The sequence below is a fragment of the Natrinema sp. LN54 genome (assembly GCF_052439245.1).
GTDB lineage: Archaea > Halobacteriota > Halobacteria > Halobacteriales > Natrialbaceae > Natrinema > Natrinema versiforme_A.
The window spans coordinates 353,972-375,608 of sequence record NZ_JBQVRP010000005.1 but is presented as its reverse complement, the minus strand read 5'-3'; the positions used below and the strand labels follow the sequence as shown (position 1 = coordinate 375,608).

At 61.1% G+C, this 21,637-nt stretch carries 19 protein-coding genes and 5 pseudogenes; 7 read left to right on the top strand and 17 right to left on the bottom strand.

Annotated features, from left to right (window positions below; all coding sequences use genetic code 11):
* Positions 1-39: 39 nt before the first annotated feature.
* The 7 genes and pseudogenes from ACT4ML_RS17010 to ACT4ML_RS16980 all read right to left on the bottom strand — a co-directional run bounded on the left by ACT4ML_RS17010 (position 40) and on the right by ACT4ML_RS16980 (position 3,667).
* Positions 40-210 carry a hypothetical protein gene (locus ACT4ML_RS17010; protein WP_444721930.1) on the bottom strand — a complete coding sequence of 57 codons (171 nt, stop codon included), beginning with the start codon at positions 208-210 and terminating at the stop codon, positions 40-42.
* A 247-nt stretch (positions 211-457) separates the two neighbouring features.
* Entirely contained in the window at positions 458-694 is a 237-nt protein-coding gene (locus ACT4ML_RS17005; RefSeq protein WP_444721929.1) for a hypothetical protein, read from the bottom strand.
* A gap of 31 nt (positions 695-725) precedes the next feature.
* Positions 726-994, bottom strand: a pseudogene (locus tag ACT4ML_RS17000) (DUF6610 family protein); the annotation flags it as partial.
* Positions 973-1,152: pseudogene (locus ACT4ML_RS16995) on the bottom strand (hypothetical protein); the annotation flags it as partial. The pseudogenes ACT4ML_RS16995 and ACT4ML_RS17000, both read right to left, overlap by 22 nt.
* 410 nt (positions 1,153-1,562) lie before the next feature.
* Positions 1,563-2,633: a CNNM domain-containing protein gene (locus ACT4ML_RS16990; protein ID WP_444721928.1), complete on the bottom strand. Its 1,071-nt coding sequence runs from the start codon at positions 2,631-2,633 to the stop codon at positions 1,563-1,565.
* Between the two features lie 144 nt (positions 2,634-2,777).
* Complete coding sequence (locus ACT4ML_RS16985; protein ID WP_444721927.1) at positions 2,778-3,359, bottom strand: ArsR family transcriptional regulator; 582 nt, start codon at positions 3,357-3,359, stop codon at positions 2,778-2,780.
* Complete coding sequence (locus tag ACT4ML_RS16980; protein WP_444721926.1) at positions 3,347-3,667, bottom strand: hypothetical protein; 321 nt, start codon at positions 3,665-3,667, stop codon at positions 3,347-3,349. The genes ACT4ML_RS16985 and ACT4ML_RS16980 overlap by 13 nt, the downstream gene beginning before the upstream one ends.
* A 280-nt stretch (positions 3,668-3,947) precedes the next feature.
* Here ACT4ML_RS16980 and ACT4ML_RS16975 point away from each other — a divergent pair, with 280 nt between their 5' ends.
* Entirely contained in the window at positions 3,948-4,301 is a 354-nt protein-coding gene (locus ACT4ML_RS16975; RefSeq protein WP_444721925.1) for a four-helix bundle copper-binding protein, read from the top strand.
* A 7-nt stretch (positions 4,302-4,308) separates the two neighbouring features.
* Positions 4,309-4,689 carry an SPW repeat domain-containing protein gene (locus ACT4ML_RS16970; RefSeq protein ID WP_444721924.1) on the top strand — a complete coding sequence of 127 codons (381 nt, stop codon included), beginning with the start codon at positions 4,309-4,311 and terminating at the stop codon, positions 4,687-4,689.
* A gap of 140 nt (positions 4,690-4,829) precedes the next feature.
* Here ACT4ML_RS16970 and ACT4ML_RS16965 read toward each other — a convergent pair whose 3' ends face one another.
* The gene (locus ACT4ML_RS16965; RefSeq protein ID WP_444721923.1) at positions 4,830-5,429 is read right to left on the bottom strand and encodes an AI-2E family transporter; all 600 of its coding nucleotides are present in this window, start codon (positions 5,427-5,429) and stop codon (positions 4,830-4,832) included.
* A 348-nt stretch (positions 5,430-5,777) separates the two neighbouring features.
* On the opposite strand from ACT4ML_RS16965, the gene ACT4ML_RS16960 reads away from it, so the two are divergent.
* On the top strand, positions 5,778-6,557 hold the full coding sequence (locus ACT4ML_RS16960) for a formate/nitrite transporter family protein (protein ID WP_444721922.1): 780 nt from the start codon (positions 5,778-5,780) through the stop codon (positions 6,555-6,557).
* Between the two features lie 373 nt (positions 6,558-6,930).
* Here the strand turns inward: ACT4ML_RS16960 and ACT4ML_RS16955 are convergent.
* Positions 6,931-7,148, bottom strand: a pseudogene (locus tag ACT4ML_RS16955) (hypothetical protein).
* 421 nt (positions 7,149-7,569) lie between these two features.
* Between ACT4ML_RS16955 and ACT4ML_RS16950 the strand changes: the two are divergent.
* A pseudogene (locus ACT4ML_RS16950) lies at positions 7,570-7,799 on the top strand (IS6 family transposase); the annotation flags it as partial.
* A gap of 128 nt (positions 7,800-7,927) precedes the next feature.
* Here the strand turns inward: ACT4ML_RS16950 and ACT4ML_RS16945 are convergent.
* The 3 genes from ACT4ML_RS16945 to ACT4ML_RS16935 form a co-directional block, all read right to left on the bottom strand.
* The gene (locus tag ACT4ML_RS16945; protein WP_444721921.1) at positions 7,928-10,417 is read right to left on the bottom strand and encodes a heavy metal translocating P-type ATPase; all 2,490 of its coding nucleotides are present in this window, start codon (positions 10,415-10,417) and stop codon (positions 7,928-7,930) included.
* Between the two features lie 64 nt (positions 10,418-10,481).
* Complete coding sequence (locus tag ACT4ML_RS16940; RefSeq protein WP_444721920.1) at positions 10,482-11,231, bottom strand: helix-turn-helix domain-containing protein; 750 nt, start codon at positions 11,229-11,231, stop codon at positions 10,482-10,484.
* A gap of 280 nt (positions 11,232-11,511) precedes the next feature.
* A complete protein-coding gene (locus tag ACT4ML_RS16935; protein WP_444721919.1) occupies positions 11,512-14,583 on the bottom strand; it encodes an MMPL family transporter in 3,072 nt (1,023 codons plus the stop codon).
* Between the two features lie 348 nt (positions 14,584-14,931).
* Between ACT4ML_RS16935 and ACT4ML_RS16930 the strand changes: the two genes are divergently transcribed.
* Together ACT4ML_RS16930 and ACT4ML_RS16925 are read left to right on the top strand one after the other, a co-directional pair.
* Entirely contained in the window at positions 14,932-15,543 is a 612-nt protein-coding gene (locus ACT4ML_RS16930) for a TetR/AcrR family transcriptional regulator (protein WP_444721918.1), read from the top strand.
* 250 nt (positions 15,544-15,793) lie between these two features.
* Positions 15,794-16,116: pseudogene (locus tag ACT4ML_RS16925) on the top strand (DUF7475 family protein).
* 101 nt (positions 16,117-16,217) lie between these two features.
* On the opposite strand, the gene ACT4ML_RS16920 reads toward ACT4ML_RS16925, so the two are convergent.
* The 3 genes from ACT4ML_RS16920 to ACT4ML_RS16910 all read right to left on the bottom strand — a co-directional run bounded on the left by ACT4ML_RS16920 (position 16,218) and on the right by ACT4ML_RS16910 (position 18,252).
* Positions 16,218-16,526 (bottom strand): DUF6653 family protein, encoded by a 309-nt coding sequence (locus ACT4ML_RS16920; RefSeq protein ID WP_444721917.1) that lies wholly within the window; start codon positions 16,524-16,526, stop codon positions 16,218-16,220.
* 329 nt (positions 16,527-16,855) lie between these two features.
* Positions 16,856-17,548, bottom strand: coding sequence for a class I SAM-dependent methyltransferase (locus ACT4ML_RS16915; protein WP_444721916.1), 693 nt, complete (start codon positions 17,546-17,548; stop codon positions 16,856-16,858).
* Complete coding sequence (locus tag ACT4ML_RS16910) at positions 17,545-18,252, bottom strand: creatininase family protein (protein ID WP_444721915.1); 708 nt, start codon at positions 18,250-18,252, stop codon at positions 17,545-17,547. The genes ACT4ML_RS16915 and ACT4ML_RS16910 overlap by 4 nt, the downstream gene beginning before the upstream one ends.
* 681 nt (positions 18,253-18,933) lie before the next feature.
* On the opposite strand from ACT4ML_RS16910, the gene dpsA reads away from it, so the two are divergent.
* Positions 18,934-19,479, top strand: a complete 546-nt coding sequence (gene dpsA, locus ACT4ML_RS16905) for a DNA starvation/stationary phase protection protein DpsA (protein ID WP_138247412.1) — start codon at positions 18,934-18,936, stop codon at positions 19,477-19,479.
* A gap of 114 nt (positions 19,480-19,593) precedes the next feature.
* On the opposite strand, the gene ACT4ML_RS16900 is transcribed toward dpsA, so the two are convergent.
* Both ACT4ML_RS16900 and ACT4ML_RS16895 read right to left on the bottom strand, forming a co-directional pair.
* Positions 19,594-20,505: an FAD-dependent oxidoreductase gene (locus tag ACT4ML_RS16900; RefSeq protein WP_444721914.1), complete on the bottom strand. Its 912-nt coding sequence runs from the start codon at positions 20,503-20,505 to the stop codon at positions 19,594-19,596.
* Positions 20,502-21,635, bottom strand: a complete 1,134-nt coding sequence (locus ACT4ML_RS16895) for an ABC transporter substrate-binding protein (RefSeq protein WP_444721913.1) — start codon at positions 21,633-21,635, stop codon at positions 20,502-20,504. The genes ACT4ML_RS16900 and ACT4ML_RS16895 overlap by 4 nt, the downstream gene beginning before the upstream one ends.
* Between the last annotated feature and the right edge of the window lie 2 nt (positions 21,636-21,637).

The window sequence follows — 21,637 nt, the reverse complement described above, 5'->3', positions numbered from 1 at the left end:
CCTGAACGACTTCGCATACGGTTGCCTGGAAGAAGGCCCTCACTCGTCTTCGAGCGCTGCGTAGATCTCCGCGTGGCGGCGTCCGTCAAGCTTCCCCATCTCGAGGACGATTTCGTGACGTTCGGCGTCGCTCTCGGCCGCCTGATACCGCTCATAGAGCTGGCGTACCTCATCGTCGTCTGATCCTGATGAGGTAGTGGTAAACGTCATTTCTGTCGCAGGGTCCCTAGGAAGAGTGTCTGTGGACAATTACCGGTCGCGCACTCGATCTCGAGCAGCCGCAAACTGAACAGGGTCCGTGTCGCCAGCTGCAGCCATCTCGTTCGCCGACTGGAGTTGGGAGTCGATAAGGCGATTCTGCTGGCGTGACCACTCACTATCGTCGTGTGTTCGAATGTACTCGGCCCAGCGCTTGATCATTGCACGCCGTTGCTCCGTGTTCCGCCGTTGATCGTCTTCAAACTTCTGTGAGTTCAGCATAGTAGTCCTCAACTCCAAGCTCTTTGACGTACGTTTCGAGCTGCTCCGTGTTAAATCGTTCCTCGAAGGTCAAGTACAGGTGGAGTGCATCTTCAAAATCCTTCCCGCTGAGGCTGTCTGCAGCTTGCGCCGTGGTCGCCCCCGCCGAGGCTGTCATTCCAGTTGCCACGAGCGCTACGATCATGACCGGTGTCAGGAGTTTCTGTCGAACCACACTCACTGACCCGATTACAATTATAATTGAGTTATGTTACATTTATATTTACTAATATATAAGAATAGTAGTAGTCGTAGCTGCAGTATCCACAAGACAGCGCCGGTATGGTATTCGGTGACGTAGGGGCCGCGATACATTCGCCAGACAGTCGCCCGACACTCGGTGCAAGCGGCCTGCTCGAGATCAGTTGAGGGTGGCTCTCGACTCGATATGTAACCCCTCGTCCTGGAATGTCATCTCAGGCCAGATTCCGTGGGATTTCCAGAACTCACGGACTCGAGCGCGGTTTCGACCGACACCCATGTCTCTGGATCCGTCGAAGACGCGAACTCACCACTCCCAGGTGTCACCGGGATCTTGGTCGGCCTCCCGTCTCGAGATTTTTCTCGCCAACACACCCACTGGTCGCGCTCACGTAACTGCTCGGGGAGTACCGAGATCGGATGTTCAGACATCACTGATCCGCCTCGTACTACGCGTCCATCTGGTCGCATACTACCCATCCGCATTCTGATAAAAGCGCCATAATCCGGTCGACTGCTCGCTACCCTATCCAACGGGTGCAACCCGTTCTATACTAGTTGGTTTTGAGCGCGGATTTGCCCTGAACATCGCCTCCGTACTGCGGTTTTGCCCTGAACAGTTGCCAATTCCATGACCTGAACGGGAAATTTGCCCTGAACAAATTTGTCGATACGGCGGAGAATGGCAAATATACCGGTTAGTAATCGGATTTCGGAATTTGGTCTGTGGGGACGAGATTTTCAGTGGTCCAAGTGGCCGAACTATATTCATCGTCCTGATAGTATCGCTCACTCAAGGAACTCTGATCCATCACTGACTAGAACTATTCGATGGAGTTCTCTCACCGATTGGGTGTCTCGATTGACTCCTGGTCGAGCGGATCTTCAATGTCACCCATGATCGCCTCTAATAGGTCAGTTACCGTCACCAGCCCGATAACCTCCCCGTCCTCGATTACGAGAGCAAGTTCTTGCCGTTCTGCTTGGAACTGATCAATGGCATCGCTGACATCAGCGTCAGGGGAGAGCGTCATCGGCGGCGCTGCCAGTGCAGCAAAGTCGAGATCGCCGCTGGCTAACTCCTCGCGATGTCTGAGAAGGATCGGGGTGTAGAGAATACCCTGAAAATCAGTCAAATCATCGCCGATCAACGGATATCGGGTCTGCGGTCGATCTTCCATCTTCTGAAGATTCACTTCGGACTCGTCTTCAGTAGACAAAGCGACGATTTCATCAGTCGGGACCATCACTTCACTGATCGACTGTTCACCGATATTGAACGCATTCATCACCTCTTCGCGGCGTTCTTCCGAAAGCTCTCCTTCTTCGAGAACGGATCCAAGCTGGTTCCGAAGGTCCGCTCGAGTCTCGATGACTTCCTGTTCAGTCTCCTGCCACGCGCCGGTCATTTCGATTCCGAAGAGGCCGAGCGTCTTTTTCGCAATCCAGTCACCGAACCAAATCGCCGGCGCAAGCACCTTCGCGAACCAGTATAGGGGTCGTGCGCCGTACTGGCAGACCTGTTTGGAGCGTTCGACGCCGAGATACGTCGGCGTCTGTTCGCCGTGGGTAAGATGAACGAGATTGATCAGCAAGAATCCGAGGAGTGATCCAGCACCGACCGATGCGAGCGCTGTATTTTCGAACAGCGGCTCGAACACCGCCGCGAGCCCGGGTTCAGCGACGATCCCTAACGCAATGCTTGTTCCGGAGATCCAGATCTGGCACGTCGTCAGGTAAAACTCGAGGTCTTCGGTCATCTTCCATGCGAGCTCGAGCGACGGCGTGTCGAACTCGGACTTGGAGTACTGTCGGGCACGAGTCAAACCGAATTCGATAGCGACGAAATACGCGTTCAATCCGATCAAGATGAAACCAGCCAGTATTCGGAGACTGATCTCGAGGGGAGTCATCGTCCGAACTAGTTGTAGAAGCAGCCACAAATGAATGGGGTCTATGGATACTGATCCGGACGCATCATATCACCTGTTCGGCGTTACCATACAACACCCAAATAATCGAGAGAAGGAAACCGGAGGCTGGGTTTGCCGGACGACTCAACTCCAAATCCCGGTATCGGTGTCCGTCGATGGAGGCGTCTGGAGTTGCCCCCGGAGGTACTGCTCTCCGCGTCGAGTCAGCCGATACTTTCCCCGTTCGATCTTTTCGACGAACCCGTGGTCCGCCAGTTCGATCAGGCGACGATTCACTTCTTTCCGGCTGAATCCAGTGTTGAAGGCGACGACCGCCGGCGTCAGGACGAGGTCCGTACTATGGAGCGCGGCAAGGATCTCGTCATCCATGGGGGTCATCCACTCAGCTGGTCGTCGGATTTCCGATGGCTCGCTCAACAGCACGCGCGCCCACTCGGTTGTCCGTACGTCGTTCGCCACAGGATCGTAGAGACCGAAGACAACCAGCAACGCGGCCACGCCGTGGACCCAGTGGACGAACTGTGGCGCGACTAGCTCAACGATCGGTCCACCGATCACGGCCAGCACTAGCCCGGCGACGGTCACGAGCACGAACCGGCGGTAGGCCGTCACTGATGCCTCGAGCGAGAGGAGATACAAGAGCTCGAGGGCGACAACGGTCCCGATCACAAGGTTGTAGCCGATGAAGGGATCTAGTCCGACCATATCCCCTCACCTCCGGATTTCCCGTGGCGGAGCTGTCGGTGGCGGAGTATCAGCAGGCCGACAAAGATTGCGATGATCGTGTTTGCTGCGCTTCGGAGGACATCGAGAACCAGCGACTCCGGCTCGACGACGAGCAACATCGTGTGGTAGATCGTCAGCGCGACCATCCCGGCCGAGAGGAGAGCGATCGCCGTGCCGAAGGGGGAGTCGCGGAAGATCCCCCAGGATAGGAGCGCGAACACCCCGGCACCGGTGCCGGCGATGATCGCGAACGGGACGCCGAGAAGGTGGACGACGGAGTGGGGCACGCGTGAGGGTTCGGTTTCGGGTGTCGTTAAGCTGCGGCATGGTATTTCATCGGCGCGGCGATTGGATCGAGACCATCCCGATCCGGACCGATATCGGCCGGCGGCGGTGACGGTGATCCGCCGGCGAACCCATCGCTAGGCCACGGTAATCATCCATGAACCGCGCCTCACCGATCGGCCATCCCCCACCTCCCACTGCGAGTATTGCTCCTCACCGTTCGGTCGGATCATCGTGGCCTGCGGATAACAAAGCCGGTCGTCGTCGATCACTCGTATCGCAATGGCACTGACCCAGATCGATCACGTAAGCGAGAACGAGGAGATGCAGGAATGTATCGACAACTGCTTCGAAGCCGCCCAGGCGTGTGAGTGGTGTGCCGACGAGTGTGCCGGCGAGGGCGAGGAGATGGCCAAGTGTCTCCGGCTGTGTCGCGATGTCGCCGACTTAACGACGATGCACGCGCGATTCATGGCCCGCAACTCGAATTACAGCACGGAGCTCGCCGAAGCCTGTGCCGGTGCCTGCGAGGAGTGCGCCGAGGAATGTGAACGCCATGACGCCGAACACTGTCAGGTCTGTGCGGACGCGCTGCGGGACTGTGCGGAGACCTGCCGGAACATGGCCTCGGCCTGAACGGCGAATGGACGCGACGACGAGACTCGCTGCCGGCGGCAACTGCCTGCTCGGCTACTGGCTAATCACCGCCTCCTTCGTCTTCGCCGCGTCGGGAATCGCTCGCTGGAACGATGTCTTGGTCGGCACCGCGGTCGCTGTCGTCGCCGGCTACAACTACGCCAACGTTCGTAGTCGGCGGCCCCCGAGCGCTACTGGAGCAGGAATCGTTGCGATCCTCGGCTGCTGGCTCGTCATCGCTCCCTTCGCTCTCGGTCTCGAGGGACCGGCACTGTGGAACGACGTCGTCGCGGGGACCGTGATCGTGAGTTTCGGTGGCTACAACGCGTACACCGCGACTGCTGCCGACCGCGATCCGTCCGTTCGCGCGACTGTCGAATACGAGTAATCGACCCGTCGACGGCGTCACCTCGCAGCGCGTCCACGACCACGCAGACGGCGTACTGTGGTGCATCTGTGGCCGGTTCGCCATCGGACTGTGTCCAGTACTGAAACTCGCGGGTAGCTCGCCGCGTTCGTCGGTCGTGATTACTCCCCGAGAAGATCACTACTGAGAGAGGGGAAGATCATGTGTGCAAAATGAACCGCGAGGACGACGACGATCGGGCCGAGGAAGAGTCCGTACCAGCCGAAAGCAAGGGTCCCGAGGAAGTACCCGAGGAGAACTAACCCCATATGAACGCCGCTTCGTGCGGAGAGGTACGACCGCGCGAAGAAATCGGGAATCGTGTCGACGACGACGAACGTGAGAACGAAGAAGGCGATTGGATGCCAGAGCGGCGTTGATGTCGTCACTGCGAGCCCGACCAGAATCAGGCCGTACGGGACGTAGACGATTTTCATTCCGACGGCCGGTATCAGCGACCCAATTCCGATAAGTAGTGAGAGTAACACCGGCGTCGTAACGATAGCCCCATTCGGTGTGAGGTAGTTGAGACCGGTGTACGTTGCGGCGGCAGTTACGGCTGCGACCGCAATAACCGCGAGATTACTGAGAAAGACAGTTTCGAGATCGTCGTCGACCGACTCGATGTACGGGACGATCTCGTCGTCATGGTCGATGCTCTCGTAGAACCACCGTCGTAACTTCTGGTCGTCACGCAAGAGATAGAAGAGAAACGTAAGCATGAGAAAGAATCGAGCGAGAACCGAGAACACGAATCCGGCGGGTAATCTCGTCGCTGCCGAGTTCAATGTCGTCGACGAAGAAACCCTTGCTATCGACGACGATTCCCTCCGATAACCAGGCCTCCCCACCGATCCAATATTCGGCTTCTCCCTTCGGTGTCGCTGCCAAGAGCAGACTGACCGGACGTGATCGTGGGAAAGGGCGATTCAACGCCGACAAGCAAACCCATTCGAAACGCAGTGTAACCCGTCTAGGCAGTTCACCGAAGAGGTACTGACTTGTCTGGTATCAGGTCCGTTGAATATCCATGGATATGTATTATCCCGTTAGTACGTATCGACTCCGACGTGCCAATCGCTCCGGACCCAGCGGAGATATTTGATCGGGCAATCACGGAAGGGGAACGGCGCCTCGACCAATCACTGCTTGAGCTCACGGCGACCAGCTTCATCGCGGGGTTTACCATTGTCTTCGGTATTGCCACGCTTGGAGTCGTCGACGGACTGGTCGAACCGCGCTTCGGTGATGTCGCACATATTGCGGGCGCCCTCACCTTCGCCGTTGGTGTCGTCTTCCTAGTCGTCGGTCGATCGGAGCTGTTCAACGAGAACTTCTTCGATCCGGCTGCGAAGGCAGTCGACCAGGAAGGATCGTGGCTGGTTGGGTCTCTCCTTCGTCTGTGGATCGTCACCCTCGTCGTCAACCTCGTTGGCGGGTTCCTCTTCGCGTCCGTCTTTGCCGTCGATGGCGTTCTTCCATCTGGCTCGGCACACGCACTGGCGCGGACTGCGGAAGAGATCGTCCATCGGCCGATGAGAGGGATGTTCGCGAGTGCTATCATCGGCGGTGCCCTTGTGAGCTTACTGTCGTTTCTACTACAAGGAGTCAACAGCGTCCGGAGCCGCATCACGATTGCCTATATCGTCGGGTTCCTGTTGGCCCTTGGGCCATTCGATCACGTGATCGTCACTGCGATCCACGTCTTCTTCGGACTTCTCTTCGACGCTCCGATCGGTTACGGAGCACTTGTCGAAACGGTCGTCGTCGCGACCGCAGGGAACTTCGTCGGTGGAATCGGCCTCGTTACGTTCACCCACGTCGCCCAAGTAGTGGGTGCGGAAGAATGAACGAAACGGGGTACGATCTCCCGGCCGCACCCGGCCCAGAGCACTTGCGCGCTCGTTCCATCATGTACCGAGTTCGAACTCGGGACGGACAACGAATTCCGGCGAGAAACTGCCGATGGCCAGCCATGGATCACGACGTTATCGGGCGGCTCGCTCTCCGACGGCCAAAGTGAGACCACGTTGCAGCTGGAGCAGGGTCAGATGATCTGCGAGGCCGTCCAAGAGATTCGCGATCGGACCGCTCGGAACGCCGAGTGGGTGTGATTTCAAAGGGCCGGTAGGACGATTCTTACTCACTTGGAATCGGGGCGGCGTTGATATAGGTCAGGACGAACATATTCACTGTCGCGTTCTCCTGCGCGACACAGTCCAATCAGCATCCAACCCCACCCCAACCATGTCCTGTATCCGCCCGGCGGCCATCCCCCTTGTGCCCATCCGGGCGGTCTTTTGAGGTCTTCTCGAGGTGATCAGCGGCCAGCTGCCACGCCTGTTCAGCGAGTTCAGGATCAGCGCTCTCATAGTGGACTGAGAATTCGGTCAGTGCGACTACGACAAGGAGAGGTCCTCCTATCGGTCGGTGAGTGGCATCGCTGGCGTTAACCGCGGCTTCGCATGTGACATCCTCCCCGCCGTTCACGGCGGGGCTTCCCACAAGCAGAGGCTTGCTGGTTTGGGAGAGTTACGGTTTAACACTCCGGGAGGGAATGCTGGCAGTGCCACGCTACCGTTACCCCTATCCACCGTCGTGAGACGAGGATTCAGGGTTATCTTTTGCTTCCTGCACCCTGTTCGTCTGATGGAAGGGGTGTCTTCCACAACGAAAGGGCGAATCCCGATATTGTCTCATTGGGATAGGGCGGATAGACCGCCTCGGTCAGCATTCAGTACGCTGTAAAGCCTCTTAAAACTACGTTCGGGCGCTGTATCCCCGCGCTGAAGCGCGAGGTTTTGGCGCCCTATCCTGCCAGATACCGGCTGAAAAGCGAGGTGGTCAGAAGTCTAGGTGTCCATGCCAGAATCCAGCCGCTTCAACGGCGCTAATAGCGGCTTCAATTAGATTTTGTGGAACGCGAGGCGATACCACGCGAGCTGATGCAGTTGAGTATCCAGATCCATCTGTCCGGATTGTCACTTTTGAATACTGTTTCTGTCTGAGAGATATTCGGTGTCGAACGGGCGAGGTTGACGATCCATAATTGGTTGCAGAAAGCTGATCTACAGCCGACAGCCGGCGAATCTGAGTCCGAGAATCGCACGTTCGCCTGAATCCACGACGGCTAACGACAAGCAGTGCATCCGTTACTATCTGCTCTCTCTATACTATCGTGGTGAGAAAACGCGACAAGCCAGAGAGCAAGGGACGGCGGTCACTCAAGCCGGTCGGGGACGATTCGCGACAGCCGCATTGCGTTCCCAGTGACGCCGAGACTCATCCCCATGTCGCCGACGACGACCGCGATCGCGACACTTACCAGTCCCAGCGGCACGCCAAGCGCGAGCAGGGCCTTCACGCCGAGGCTCGCCCAGATGTTCTGCCGGATGACGCCGTTGGCCGTGTGCGACAGCTCGTACAGGTACGGCAGCTTCCCGACGTCGTCGCCCATCAGTGCGATATCCGCAGTCTCAAGCGCGGTGTCGGTACCGGCCGCACCCATTGCGATGCCGACCTCGGCGGTGGCGAGCGCGGGCGCGTCGTTGATACCGTCGCCGACCATCGCCACGTCGCCGTACTCTACCTGCAACTCCTCAATCGCGTCGACCTTGTCGTCCGGTAGGAGTTCGGCGCGGTACTCGTCAACGCCGACTTCCTCCGCAATGGCGCGGGCGGTGCCCTCGTTGTCGCCGGTCAGCATCACGACGCGCTCCACACCTAGTTCGTGCAGGCGTTCGACAGTCCGCTTCGAGGCGGGACGCACCTCGTCGGCGATGGCGATGGCTCCCAGCAACTCCGAGTCCGTCCCGACGACGACGACCGTCTTGCCCTCCCGCTCTAGTGCGGCGAGAGCATCCCCGGCGAACGCTCCGTCATCGGACTCGGCCGTATCTTCCGCCACGACGCCACCGTCAGACCGATGGCCTGACGAGCCCCCGGTCGTTCCGCTCCCGGGGACACCGTCTGTCTCGCGGCGAGCCCGCGAGAGGTCAAAACCTAGCTCCTCGAAGAGAGCGGGCTTGCCCGCGTAGTACGTCTCGCCGTCGATCTCCCCGCGGATGCCCTTGCCCGTCAGGCTCTCGAAGCCCGTCAGCTCGGGCAGATCGCCCACGCTTGCCTCGTCGGCACGAGCGAGAATCGCCGCGGCGATGGGGTGCTCGCTGCGCCGCTCCAGTCCGGCGGCGTGGCGGAGCAGCGTCGCCTCGTCAGTGTCGCCGACCGGGACGACGTCGGTGACGGCGAGTTCGCCTTTCGTGAGCGTGCCCGTCTTGTCGATGGCGACGGCGTCGACCTCGCCCATCGCCTCGAGGTAGTTGCCGCCTTTGATCAGGACGCCGTTCTTCGCGGCGCTGGTAATGCCCGACACCACGGACACCGGCGTCGAGATGACGAACGCACACGGGCAGGCGATCACCAACAGTGTGAGCCCGCGGATAAACCACGTCTGCCAGTCACCGGCGAAGCTGACTCCGTACCCGGCTACGTCCACCGACACGGGGTCGGCGATGACCAGCGGCGGGATGAGGGCGGTCAGGATCGCCAGCACGACCACGACCGGCGTGTAGTACCCCGAGAACCGGTCGACGAACTGCTCGGTCTCGGTCTTCTTCGCCTGTGCCCCCTGCACCATCTCAATGATCCGCGAGAGCGTCGAGTCGCCCGCCGTCGACGTGACTTCGACCTCGAGGTAACCCTCCTCGTTGATCGCACCGGCGTACACCTCGTCGCCGGTGGTCTTGTCGACAGGGACGCTCTCGCCGGTGATCGGCGACTGATCGACCGCGCTCTCGCCCTCGACGACCGTCCCGTCGAGCGGAATCTTGTCGCCGGGCCGGACGACCACGACTTCGCCGACTTCCACCTCGTCGGCGGGCACCGTCACTTCCTCGCCGTCGCGGCTCGCGGGTCGCTCACGCTCCCCGCTCGCTCGTTCGGAGGCCTCGCTTCCGCCGGTCGCTGCGGCCTCCCGCTTGACGGTGGCTTCGTCGGGCGACAGCTCCATCAGCTCGCGCAGGGAATTCCGTGCTCTGTCCATCGCGTAGTCCTCGAGCAGTTCGGCGATGCTGAAGAGGACGGCCAGCGTCGCCGCCTCGACGAAGTAGCCGATGCCGGTCGCGGCGATGATCGCCGTCCCCATCAGCAGGTCGATATCGAGGCTCCGATTCTTCGCGGAGTAGTAGCCGCTACGGACGACGGGGATGCCGCTGACGGCGACAGCGCCGAGAAACAGGACGTCCGCCACGTGAAGTGGATAGTCGAGGACGCTCGCTACCGCGACGTTCTGAGCAGTGAGGAGAAACTCGAAGAGGAGTCCGAGGGTAACGAACGCCGCACCGATCCACGTCTTCTTCGCACGAGGACTCGTCCAAACCGCCGACGGCGGCGCGATGTCGACGCCGTCGGCTGCCTCAGTTCCCTCGTCGTCGCCGTCGGCGTCCGAGCCCCCGACGACCTCGTAGCCGGCGGCCTCGATCGCCTCGACCACGTCGGCTTCGCTGGTGCGGTCGGGGTCGTATGTGACGTTTGCTGTGCCGGTGGTCGGCTGCAGCGTGGCGTCGACGACGCCGTCGACGCGCTGGAGGCTCTTATCGACCTTCTGGGCGCAAGAGGGACAGTCCATCTCGGGGACCACGAGGCGTGCAGTCAGCTCCTGTCGCCGACCGCCCCCGCTCACCCGCTCGGCCGCGTTTGATTCGTCGGTCATCACCTCGAGGTAGGGGCGTCATTTCGATAAGCCTTTGTTGGAATATTCCAAATGTCCTGCCCCGTTAGAGCGGTGGCGACGCCCCGCCTGTCAGTTGCTCGCCAGCGACGTACCGCTTGGCCAAGTGTTCCTCGGCCCGACGGAGCCGGTAGGTGAGCGTCGACCGCGGCACGTCGAGGTGGTCGGCAAGGTCGCCGACGTCGACCTCGCGCGGCGACTGGTAGTACCCGTGTTCGACGGCGGCCCGGAGGGCAGCCTCCTGATCGGGGGACAGTCCACTCGGGTCGGCTGTCGTCTCTCTGGTTGGCGCCGACGTGTCTGCCGTCCGGAGCATCTCCGTTTGAGCGCAGTCGCCGACCGCCGCCTCGAGGTCGTCGAAGAATGCGGCCACGTCGCCCTCGCCGGAGTGGATGATGCGCCACGTGTAGTGGCGCCCCTCGTGACGGGTCTCGAACAGCACGCCGTCGCCGAAGTGGTCGCGGGCGATGTGGGGGACGGACGCGCAGTCCGGGGTACGCTCCCAGTCAGAGTAGAGAACGAGCGTGTCGTCGGTGTGATCAAGGACTTGGGTTTCCTGGGTGGCGCCGCAGTCCTCAGTAGCAAGACAGTCAGCGTAGTAGTCGCTAGTGAGGAAGGCGTCCCCGATATCGTCGAGGGCATCGGGGGGTCCGGTGACGTGGTCGACTCGCCAGAGACGCTCAGCGGTGGCATGCAGTGACAGCGAGCGGATCCGGGCGTCGGGGTGATCGGCGAGGGTGTCCGCCACCCTGTTACACCCGGGTTCGTATTCGAGGGCGAAGACGAGTTCGCGCATACCCATGCTAGGGATTTGCTGAATATAACACGTGGGTCGGTGCTGCCGACGCTGTTTCGTTACGCGTGAAACGTGAGAACAGTTCGTGGATCACTACAACCAGCAAAGACCGCATCAAACTCTCGAGGGGAAAACACCAGTCGAGGACGTGCAGGACGAAGACAGTACACCGAAGGCGGTTTCACAACGAGAAGGGAGAGTCCTCGACTTCGAAAGGGGCACCGTCGGACGAGGACATCAGACGGAATCTAGAGGGCTGTCGATCGACGCTATCGTCGGGTCAGTCCTCCGTTCTTCGGTCCTCCGGCCGGCCGCCGTCACTGGCCGTCGTGGCGGTCGAACCGGCACTCGCTGCGTCGAAGGAGACGTCCGGCCCGAGATACTTCGTCCAGACGACGAGCAGACTCGGGAGGACGAGCACGCTGGCGAGGAACGCGTAGACGATCGTCAGCCCGGTGATGATCCCGAACTGCTGGAGCGGCGGGAGAATGGCGAAGACGAGAACGCCGAAGCCGCCGACGGTCGTGGCGGCACTGCCAAGCAGTGCGCCGCCGGTTCCCGTGGTCGTTCGGGACATCGCTTCCCAGACCGATCCCGTCCGTTCCAGCTCCAGACTGTACCGTTCGCTCATGTGGATGCTGTAGGCGACGCCGAGTCCGACGGTGAGGCTCGTGATCATCCCCGTCATGACGTTGAACGGAATCTCGAGCAGATACATCGTCCCGAGAATCCACGAGACGCTGAACACGACCGGGAGCAGCGTCACCGCGCCGAGGGTCGCGCTCCCCTTCGTGATCCGGTAGGCGACCATCAGGAAGGCGAAGACGGCCACGAGGGTAATCAGCAGGCTCTCGATGACCGTATCCATCAGCTGGCCTTGCACGATATCGAACGTGATCGTCTGTCCGGTCGCGGTGGCCTCGAGGCCGTTCCCGTCGATCCCGTCCGCGATGGCTCGCATCTCGGTCGTGACATCGCTCATGGACGCAGTGCCGCTCGTCGAGACGACCATTCGAACGGCCTCGTAGTCGCCACCGGTGGACGAGTCGTCCACCGTGGATCCGTCGGAGCCCTCACCGCCGTCGACCCGATGGATGACGCTCCCCGCTTCGTCGGGGGCAGTGGCGAACAGGTCGTCGTACACCTGCTCGACGTTCCGATCGGGCACTCTGTCGCCGTCGGTATCGGCCGCGGTGAACGTCGCGTTGAACGACTCGTTCTCGGCGGCGACCTGTCGCATCGTCCCGAGGGGACTCTGGATGTCGGCCTCGCCGCTCGAGAGAGTGATCGCGACGTCGCTCTCGGCGGCCTCGCGTTCGGCCTCGGAGAGTCGCTGTAACGTCTCGGGATCAGTTACGTTCCCTTCGACGAGGATCTGGGCTTGGGAGTCCTCTCGGGCGAAGTTCTGGTTGACGAACTCGAGGTTCTCCTTCATCGAGTAGTCGCCCGGCTCCATCGGGCCGGGGAGGTTGCTCGTCCACTCCGGCGGATCCTCCGCGATGAAGTCCTCCTGGTTGAAGCTGGTGTCGACCTGTGTCGCGCCGTACGCACCGCCCGCGCTCACGAGAACTGCGACGAGGATGATGGCGAGCGGCATCCGTCGAGCCGCCGTCGAGCCGATAGACAGGAGTTGGCTGAATCGGCCGCCACCCGTCCCGAACGCGCGCTTTTTCCGATCGATGCCGCGAGACTCGAGGAGTTCGTCGAGTTCGACTTTGAGCGCCGGGATCAGGACGCCGAAGACGAGCAGGGCGGCCGCAATACCGACCGCACTCACGATGCCGAACTCCTGTATCGGCGGGATCGGACTCGTGAGATTCGAGAGGAACCCGATGGCCGTCGTCGCGGTCACCAGCACGAGCGCCACGCCGACGCCCGCCAGGGCCACCCGCATCGATCCGCGAGTGTCGTCTGCACCGTACGCACCGCCCGCTTGGCGCTGTTCGCGGTGGCGCATGAAGATGTGGATCGCGTAGTCGATCGAGAGTCCGATCAGCAGGACGGGCACCGCGATGAACATCTGGTTGAAGTCGATACCCGCCCAGCCCATGAACCCGAACGTCCAGAGGAGGACTGCGCCGATACCGACGAGGCCGAGGAAGATATCGAGCAGATCGCGGTACGCGACCAGCAGCGCGACGACGACGAACAACAACGCGAGCGGGCCGACGATCGCGATGCTGTCGCCCATCGAATTCTCGATCTCTTCGCCCATGATCCCGCCGCCGAAGACGATGGCCGCCGATCCGTCTCCCTCGACGTCCTCGTTCGCGATGGACTGCATGGCCAGTTGCGCGTCGACGACTGCGTCGGATACCGTTCCCCCTTGGCCGCCACCACCGTCGGTCTGGTGAGTGACCAGCAGCATCGTCGCGTTCGCGCTCGTCGACCCCGGATCGTAGCTCGTCGGCATGAACGACAGTCCGCTCATCTCGCCGGACGAGTTCTCACTCAGTACGCTACTGCGTGCCCGTTCGTACTCCGTCGCGTTCATCGACTCGAGCGCGTCGATCTGTTCCTGCAGCGTGGCTGTCGAGGCGTTCTCTAGGCCAGCCCGTTGCGCTTCCAGTTGCGCGCCGAGTTCCTCTAGCCGCTCGGCCTGTGACTCGAGGTCCGTACTGCGCTGGTCGAGGGCCTCGTACTCGTCGGCGAGAACGCCTTGAGTGCCGCGCTGATAGGCCGCTTCGATCCCTGACTCGTTTTCGGCGTTTCTAAGCAGTCGCGTCGATTCGTTGAACGTCGCATACTGTGTCTCGCCGAGGTCGACTGACGAGTTCTCGTCGACTGCCTCGAACTGCACACGTGGCGATGCCGACGGGTCCTCCTGAAGCGTCTCGAGCGCCGTACGGAGTTCCTGCCGGGTCGCGTTCAGTTCCGCACTCCGCCGTTCCAGCGCGGTGCGTTCGGTTCGTACAGTCGCGTTCAACTCCTCGAACTCCGCTGCCGTCGCCTCCAGTTCCCGCTGCTGTTCGCCGGTGAGAGAGGAGATCGCGACGAGATTCGCCACGCCGACCGTCGGCTGTTCGTCGACGAGTGTCCGCTCGATCGTCCCGTTCTCGCGGAACGACTGTTGCAATCGGAGGTTCTCGACCATCGACTCCTGGGTGAGCACGTTCTCACCCCTGAGTATCACTTGCGCTGCCGACGTGTTCTCTTGGCCGGTCGAGAAGTTCCCCTCGATGTACTCCAGTTTCTGCGCTTCCTCGCTGTCGCTCTGGAACGCATCGAGATTTGAGGACTGGTCGACCATCCCAGCGCCCGCGCCAACGACGAGCGTGAGAACGAGCATGACGGCGATCACGGGCCGACTGTAGTCCGTGATCGTCTCGGAAACCGTGTCGAGCCAGCTCATCTACCGGGCCGACCTCCGTCCCGGATACCGACTCTCTGTCGTCCGTGACGCTATGCTGAGCGAAGAGTCCCCCTCGTTTTGATCGGCGGGGGCCGTTCCGATCGTCCAACTCGTGTCCGCTACCATGTGTTGATTGAATATTCAGTCAATAGTTATAGGCCTTTTTTCCATCTGCTGTGAATGAAGTCACCTGCTGGAGAACGAAAGACAGTAGTAGACTGATCATTCAATCAATTTTTATAGTTGGTAGTCGTATACGGGATTCAGTATGGTGGGAACAACGGGATCGAATCGGAATCCACATCGGGGCGTCGTCGAAATACCCGGGGCGAACAGGACACGATCACGATGACACAACTCCCACCGTTCCTCGAGGATCCGGGCGGAACTCGCGGCGCCATCATGAGCGCGACGTACGTGGCGCTCTGTAAACACGGGTACAGCGATCTCACGATCCAGCGGATCGGCGACGAGTTCTCGAAGAGCAAGTCGCTGCTGTACCACCACTACGACAGCAAGGACGATCTCCTCCTCGATTTCCTCGAGTTCATGTTGAATCAGGTCGAGGAACAGATTCCCGTGTATGGGGACGGGGACGTGGACGATCACATCGGGGAAATCGTCGACCAAACGTTCGGCTTCGGCGACACCGCAACCCCGACCGAGTTCACGCAAGCGATCGTCGAACTTCGATCGCAGGCGACCCACAACGACGATTACCGGGAGTATTTCACCCGAAGCGACCGGTTCATTCGAAAACACATCGCACATACGATCCGATCGGGGATCGAACAGGGCGAGTTTCAGGAGGTCGACCCCCAGCAAACGGCAGCACTCTTCCAGAGCGTCTTCCTCGGAACGATGGTGTTTCGCGTCACCAATGACGAGGAGGCCGTCCTCGAGGACAGCCGTGACGCGTTCGAGCGCTACATTCGGGAGTATCTCCTCGTCGAAGAGTGAAACGCGGACCGACGACGTACTCGCAGTATCGGGCGTTTGTACGAACTTACGGACGGTCGTCTGGGATCGCCACGAGGTCTACCTTCGACGATAGAGACGACTCATAATTGCTGTGCCGGAAGGATGCATGCCAAGAAATCGGCATTCTGCTGGCAGTGTGCTTCCACCCTTGGTGATCCGTGTCGAGTTTGTGTCTAATTTCGTCGAAGAGTTATTTTAACCAGAGGTGATACCAGGGATGGAAGAAACTATGGCACACAACGACTCGACTACCGAGACACGATCGGTATTCACTGGCTTCCCGTCCGGAATGTCCCGTATATCGCGATTCTCGGAGCGTTGGCATCGACGTACGTCCACCTGTCGATGGCACCGATGATCATGCAGTTCGACCAGACACAAGGGATACTGTTCGTCCTCGCGGGGCTGGGATTCATCGGCGGGATCGGGATCTACGTTACACGGTACTGGCGACGCGAACTCTACCTCGTGGCGATCGTCTCAAAAGCCGGCGAAGCCGTCTTCACAGTCGCTGCGGCGTATCTATATATGACGGAGCCATCGTCACCCTGACCGCCTCTATCCGTTAGACTCGCTTCGGTTCCCTAGCCGGCATGAACCGATTCCGTTCGATCTCTCTCGCCAGATCCGGATCAGGACTAGGGGGATCCAACTTAGCAGGAGGACTGGCGGCCGGTCTCGGATTCGTACTCGCGAACGAGTTCGCCGACGTACCAGAATTTGAGAAGCATTGACCCCGCTCCGGCGGGCGCAGTTCGAAGCGGTTGCTGGCGATACGCCGCGAGAATCGCGTAGAGGGTTACCGGGATATTGACCGCGTTGAGAACGTTCGGATACGCGATTCCGATGACGCCGCGGTCTCGTTCGGTCCACCATCGCTCGGCGAGGACCACGCGAGTCATCCACGCGTCGTCGGTTTCCGGCGGCGAGAACAGCACCGGATTGAGGATCGTAAACACCACGGCCGCTGCCGCTATCTTCCACTCTCGTGGTAGATCGCGTACAGTAGTGCCGACAGCAACACCGTTCGACTCCACCTGCTCTTGGGATTGGAATGCCGCCACCAAAACGTCACCTCGAGTCGGTGTCCGTTAGATACCACGGCAACTGCGAATACGGGCCGATTGAGCATATATCCCCCTGTCGCAACTGAAGACGAGCACTGTCGGCACGCAGGAACCTCGAGTGCCACGTTCAACGAAGCTGCGGCATACTCGAGAGTGAGAACGACCCACGGGAGCACTTCAGCGGTCGTGTTCTCGGTGACGGTTCTGATAGGAGAGCAGAACGGTCAGCCGGGAACGTCGATAGCCACGAGATACAATTCTTGGTCCGGTTTTTCGCCCCAGAGCGTCGGCGTCATCAGCGATTCCTGTTCGACCCGCTCGAATCCGTGGCCAGCGATAAACTCGCGTAACTCTTCGGGCGGGCGACCACGATACAACGGGAGGTCATCGTGGATTTCCCGGTACTCGTCCCACGGCTGCGGGAAATCCCAGTAGCCCTCGATGAGAAGGATGCGACCGCCGGGCCGGACGACGCGACGCCACTCCCGCAGCGCGCTCGCGGGGTTCGGGAGCGTCCAGATGAGATGGCGCGCCGTCACCACGTCGTAGGCGGAATCGGGCACCTGTAGGGACTCGGCGTCCCCCGTGCGAAAGTCGATCGAGAGATCGCGCTCTCGAGCCTTCGATCGAGCCCGCTCGAGCATCGCCGGCGACAGATCGACCCCGGTAACGTCGTGACCCAACGCCGCCAACAGCACCGAGAGCGTCCCCGTTCCACAGCCGAGGTCGAGGGCGCGCTTGGATCGATCGGAATCGCCGAGCCACGTCCGGAGGACCGACAGCCACGCCTCACGCTGCTCGGCCGTGTCTATGCCGGAGATGCCGTCGGCGTCGTACGAGTCGGAGCACCCGTTCCAGTATCGGCGAACGACGGCTTTGACCGCCTTTTCGGGTCCGGGTGGGGGCGATCCCGTCACGACTGCTCGGTCGCGACTCGATCGAGAAACGACGCGAGCGCGTCGACCGCGGTCGCGAACGTCCGCTCGCCCAGTTCCGGCGAGGCGTCCGTCGCGTCGCCGACCGCACCGTTCTCACTGAACTCGTCGGTGAAATCGTGGAGGACGCCGCCGTCGACCGTGCTCGCCCACGTCGGTGCATCGCCGGCGACTGGGTCCCCGACATCGTCGGGACACAGGTGCAACAGGACCGACGTCTCGAGGGTTCCCGCGTGCCCGACGTGGTCGTCGACAGCACGCATCCACTCCCAGAGGAACACGTCTACGTCGATCGAGTCCCGCTCGGTCAACTCTCGAGCGAGGTGAGACAGCGTGTCGCCGTTCCCGCCGTGTCCGTTTACGAACACGACCGTCTCGATACTGTCACTCGAGTCCGAGACGGAGTCCACGACATCGCGAGCGTACCGACGAAGCGTCTCCGGCGAGACCGACAGCGTCCCGGGAAACCGACCGTGGTACGGTGCGACCCCGACCGGCAACGGTGGGAGCACGGCCGCGTTCCCGTCCCACTCCTGATCGACCGCAGCGGCGATCGACCGAGCGATGATCGTATCGGTCCCGACCGGCGCATGGGGCCCGTGCTGTTCCGTGCTGCCGACGGGCAGGAGTGCCGTCGTCGGTGCTGCCGACTCGATCTCCGTCCACGAATGCCGCTCGAGATCCATGTGTCTGTGCGGTTGGTCGGTGACCCGTTTAACAGGTTCGAACGGATCGCCTGCTGCGATTCGGGGTGGGAATCGATGGCCACAGCATTCGTCCGATTCTGCGGTCGATCGAAACAGGGGGCCTACGATCCGTCTCGGATCGCTGCCGATCTCGCCCTGCAACAAGGGTACTCCGATCGGGATCACTGTACCAATCCCTCGCTTTCAGATACAATTCGAGAACTCGAGTGTTTGTGAAGGTGGCGCGCTCGAGCCAGCGAACTCGGAAGTCAGCGGTTCGGGACCGGTCATAACCGCCTCGAGATCGAGAAAACCTCAAAAGCGCCCGGCGGGTTGGGGGTGGCAACCGTCGCCGGGCGAGCCGCGGACAATGTCAGGTGGGATGTTGGTTGGATCGGCCATGTCGCGCGGTGGGAGCGCGACAGTGAATATGTTCGGCGACGGTATTATCAACTTCATCCCGATTCCAGCGAACTCGGAATCGTCCCTGTTCGTCACAACAACTACCGTGATGTGTGAGTCAAGCAGATACTGAGGCGCTCGAGAATTCTCTCCACAGACCGTGAGGAGGACGGACGGGAGCGAAGGTGTGCTGTGATCCAGCCCTTGGTTTAGGCAGTACGAAGAATTGTTTAGTGATTGAAAAGTTATAAGAGAGTGACGGACCAATAGTGAATCGTAATGAACACGCAAAAGAGCACCCGACAGGACGCAGATACCGTCGAAGAGAACGCCCTTCGACTCGAGACCGGAAAGGCCGAACAGATCATCGACGCCCTCAATACCGACCTCGCGGACGCCTACGTCCTCTACCATCAGCTCCACAAGCACCACTGGAACGTCGAAGGCGCGGAGTTCCTCGACGTTCACGTCTTCCTCCAAGAGGTCTACGAAGACGTCGAAGACGCGGCCGACGAACTCGCCGAGCGACTCCAAGCGCTCGGTGGCGTCCCGCACGCGAGCATGACGACGCTCGCAGAAACCGCGACGGTCGAACCCGAGGACGAAGACGTCTACGACATCCGGACCTCGCTCGCCAACGACCTCGAGATGATGGGCGATATCATCGAGAGCTACCGTCAGCACATCGAACTCGCGGAGCAACTCGGCGACTACGCGACGGGAGAGATCCTCCGCGAGCAACTCGAGACAATCGAGGAACACGCCCACCACATCGAACACTACCTCGAAGACGATACCCTCGTCCTCGAGTCCGCGACGAACTAACAGCGAATCGTCCGGCCCCGAATGGAGTACTCTCTCGTCGGGTCACAGGAACGACCGGTTCACGGTCAGAGTCGGTCGGTGTGTCTACGAGGAGCGCCATTATTCACTCCGGACTCACTCCGCTGACTCGATTTCGCGCGCCGCCTCGAGGATCAGGTCGTCGTCGACGTGTTCGAGGAGTCGCCTGTGGCCGCGCTCGACGCGAGCGTCGATCTCGTCGTCGGAGAGGTACGTCTCGAGTCGGCGATCGACTTCCCGTTCGCGGATCTCTCGGCGTCGCTCGTCCTCGAGGTCGTGATCGTCTGGCAATCGGTCGTCGAACCACTCCCGCCACCGATCGCGGTCGCTCCACTCTCCATCGAGTTCCGCCTCGGGACGCCGCCAGTCATAGTACGTTGCGACGGGGTCGGGGTAGCCTCGTTCCCGCCGAACGGCCTCGACGAGGGTGATCGCCACCCGCGTCCCGCGCCCGGCGGCCATGCTCGCCTGATAGCCGGTGGCTCCGTACGGCGACGCGATGAACAGGTCGTCGACGGGCGTCGTCCCGTCGCCCTCGGCGTACCCCTTGTCGAAGTGCTCGTGTTCTTCGCCGTCGTGTTCGTGCGTCTCGAACATCGCCGCCTCGTCGTCGAGACCGCGCATGTATTCGCCGTCGTAGCGCGTGGCCGCGATCACTCGGCGAGCCGTGACTTGCTCACCCTCCTGAACGCCGACGACGAACCCCTCGCCACCGTCGGCGCGCTCGAGCGACTCGACGAGGTCGGGGACGATCTCACAGCCCGCCTCCTCGGCGTGATCGTGAATCAGCCCGTACAGCGTCTCGATGTCGATCCCGGCCGGGAAACCGAGGTAATTCTCGAGGACGGCACACCGCTGGATCGAGGAGCGCCCGCGATCGAAGATGACCGTGTCCAGCCCGTACCGGGCGGTAAAGACCCCCGCGGCACAGCCCGCTGGGCCGCCGCCGACGATGACGACATCGTGATCGAACGCTGCGTTCGTTTGGGTCGTGTCGCTAGTACTCATCGGTGAAACTCCCCGTTGACGATGTCCGCAACGCGCTGGCGGTCGAATAGCTGTTCGTCTCCGAACTCGTCGGGATACAGTCCACGAGCCGCCCGCTCGAGTTGGAAGAGGTGGATGATCGGCCCCTGGTAGGTCAGCCCGCCATAGATGACGCGGTCGTTTTGAACCGCCTGAAGCTGGCTCGCGACGTTGTGGTTCCGTAGATGTGAGACGATTTCGGTGTCGAAATACTCCTGGGTGATCTCACCTTGCATCCTGATTGCGAGGGCGTCCGGATCGATCTCCAACAGCGTTTCGTAGTCGATGGTCCCCCCGCCGGCTTGCGCATCTCCGATATCGTTCCGGGCGAGACTATCCGCGACGTTCAGATCGGTCCAGTGTTTGGACTGTGTCCCGGAGCCGATCAGGTACGGATAGAACGATTCCGGCGGGACTCCCTCCGGGTAGAGAACCGCGATGGTCGGGGTTTCGTTCGGAAGGCGCGCTCGTACGTCCGCGAGCACCTCGTCGTGATACGCCGCGAACGCTTCGTAGCGAGCCTGCTCTTGGAACACCTGCGCGATCTTCTCGAAGGCCTCGTACAGCGTGTAGTCGGCGTAATCGTGCCAGTCGTAGACACGGGAGAAGATCGTGTTCCCCACGAACGGCGCGACGGCGTCTCGGATCTCGTCGACATCGGCCCGATCCCACTGGAGGCGATTCTCCATGAAGTTCGGATCGATGAGGTGAACGTCGGCCTCGAGTTCGTAAAAGATCTCTTTGCCGGTGCCGTCCTGATAGAGTTCGGTGAGTTCGCTTCCGTCGACGGAGACGCCGGGGAGTTCCTCGTACAGGTGTGAGGCGAACCGGGCGCGGACGCCGATGGCCGAGAGTCCGTCACCCCGTCCGAGCGCGACGCCCATGTCCGCGTAATCGCCCGTGTACGGGAACCACGTTTCGGGAACCTCGTCGAACTCGACGGTACCGACGGGCTCCATCGTCACCGAGTACGATCCCTCCGTTTCGCTCGTTTCGTCCTCCGGGCTAGCCACACAGCCGGCGAGCAGCCCGCCGCCGACCACAGCGCCGCCGTACTTCAGCGTGTCTCTGCGTGTCGGTGTCTCGGTCGTGCTATCGGTATTGTCACTCATGG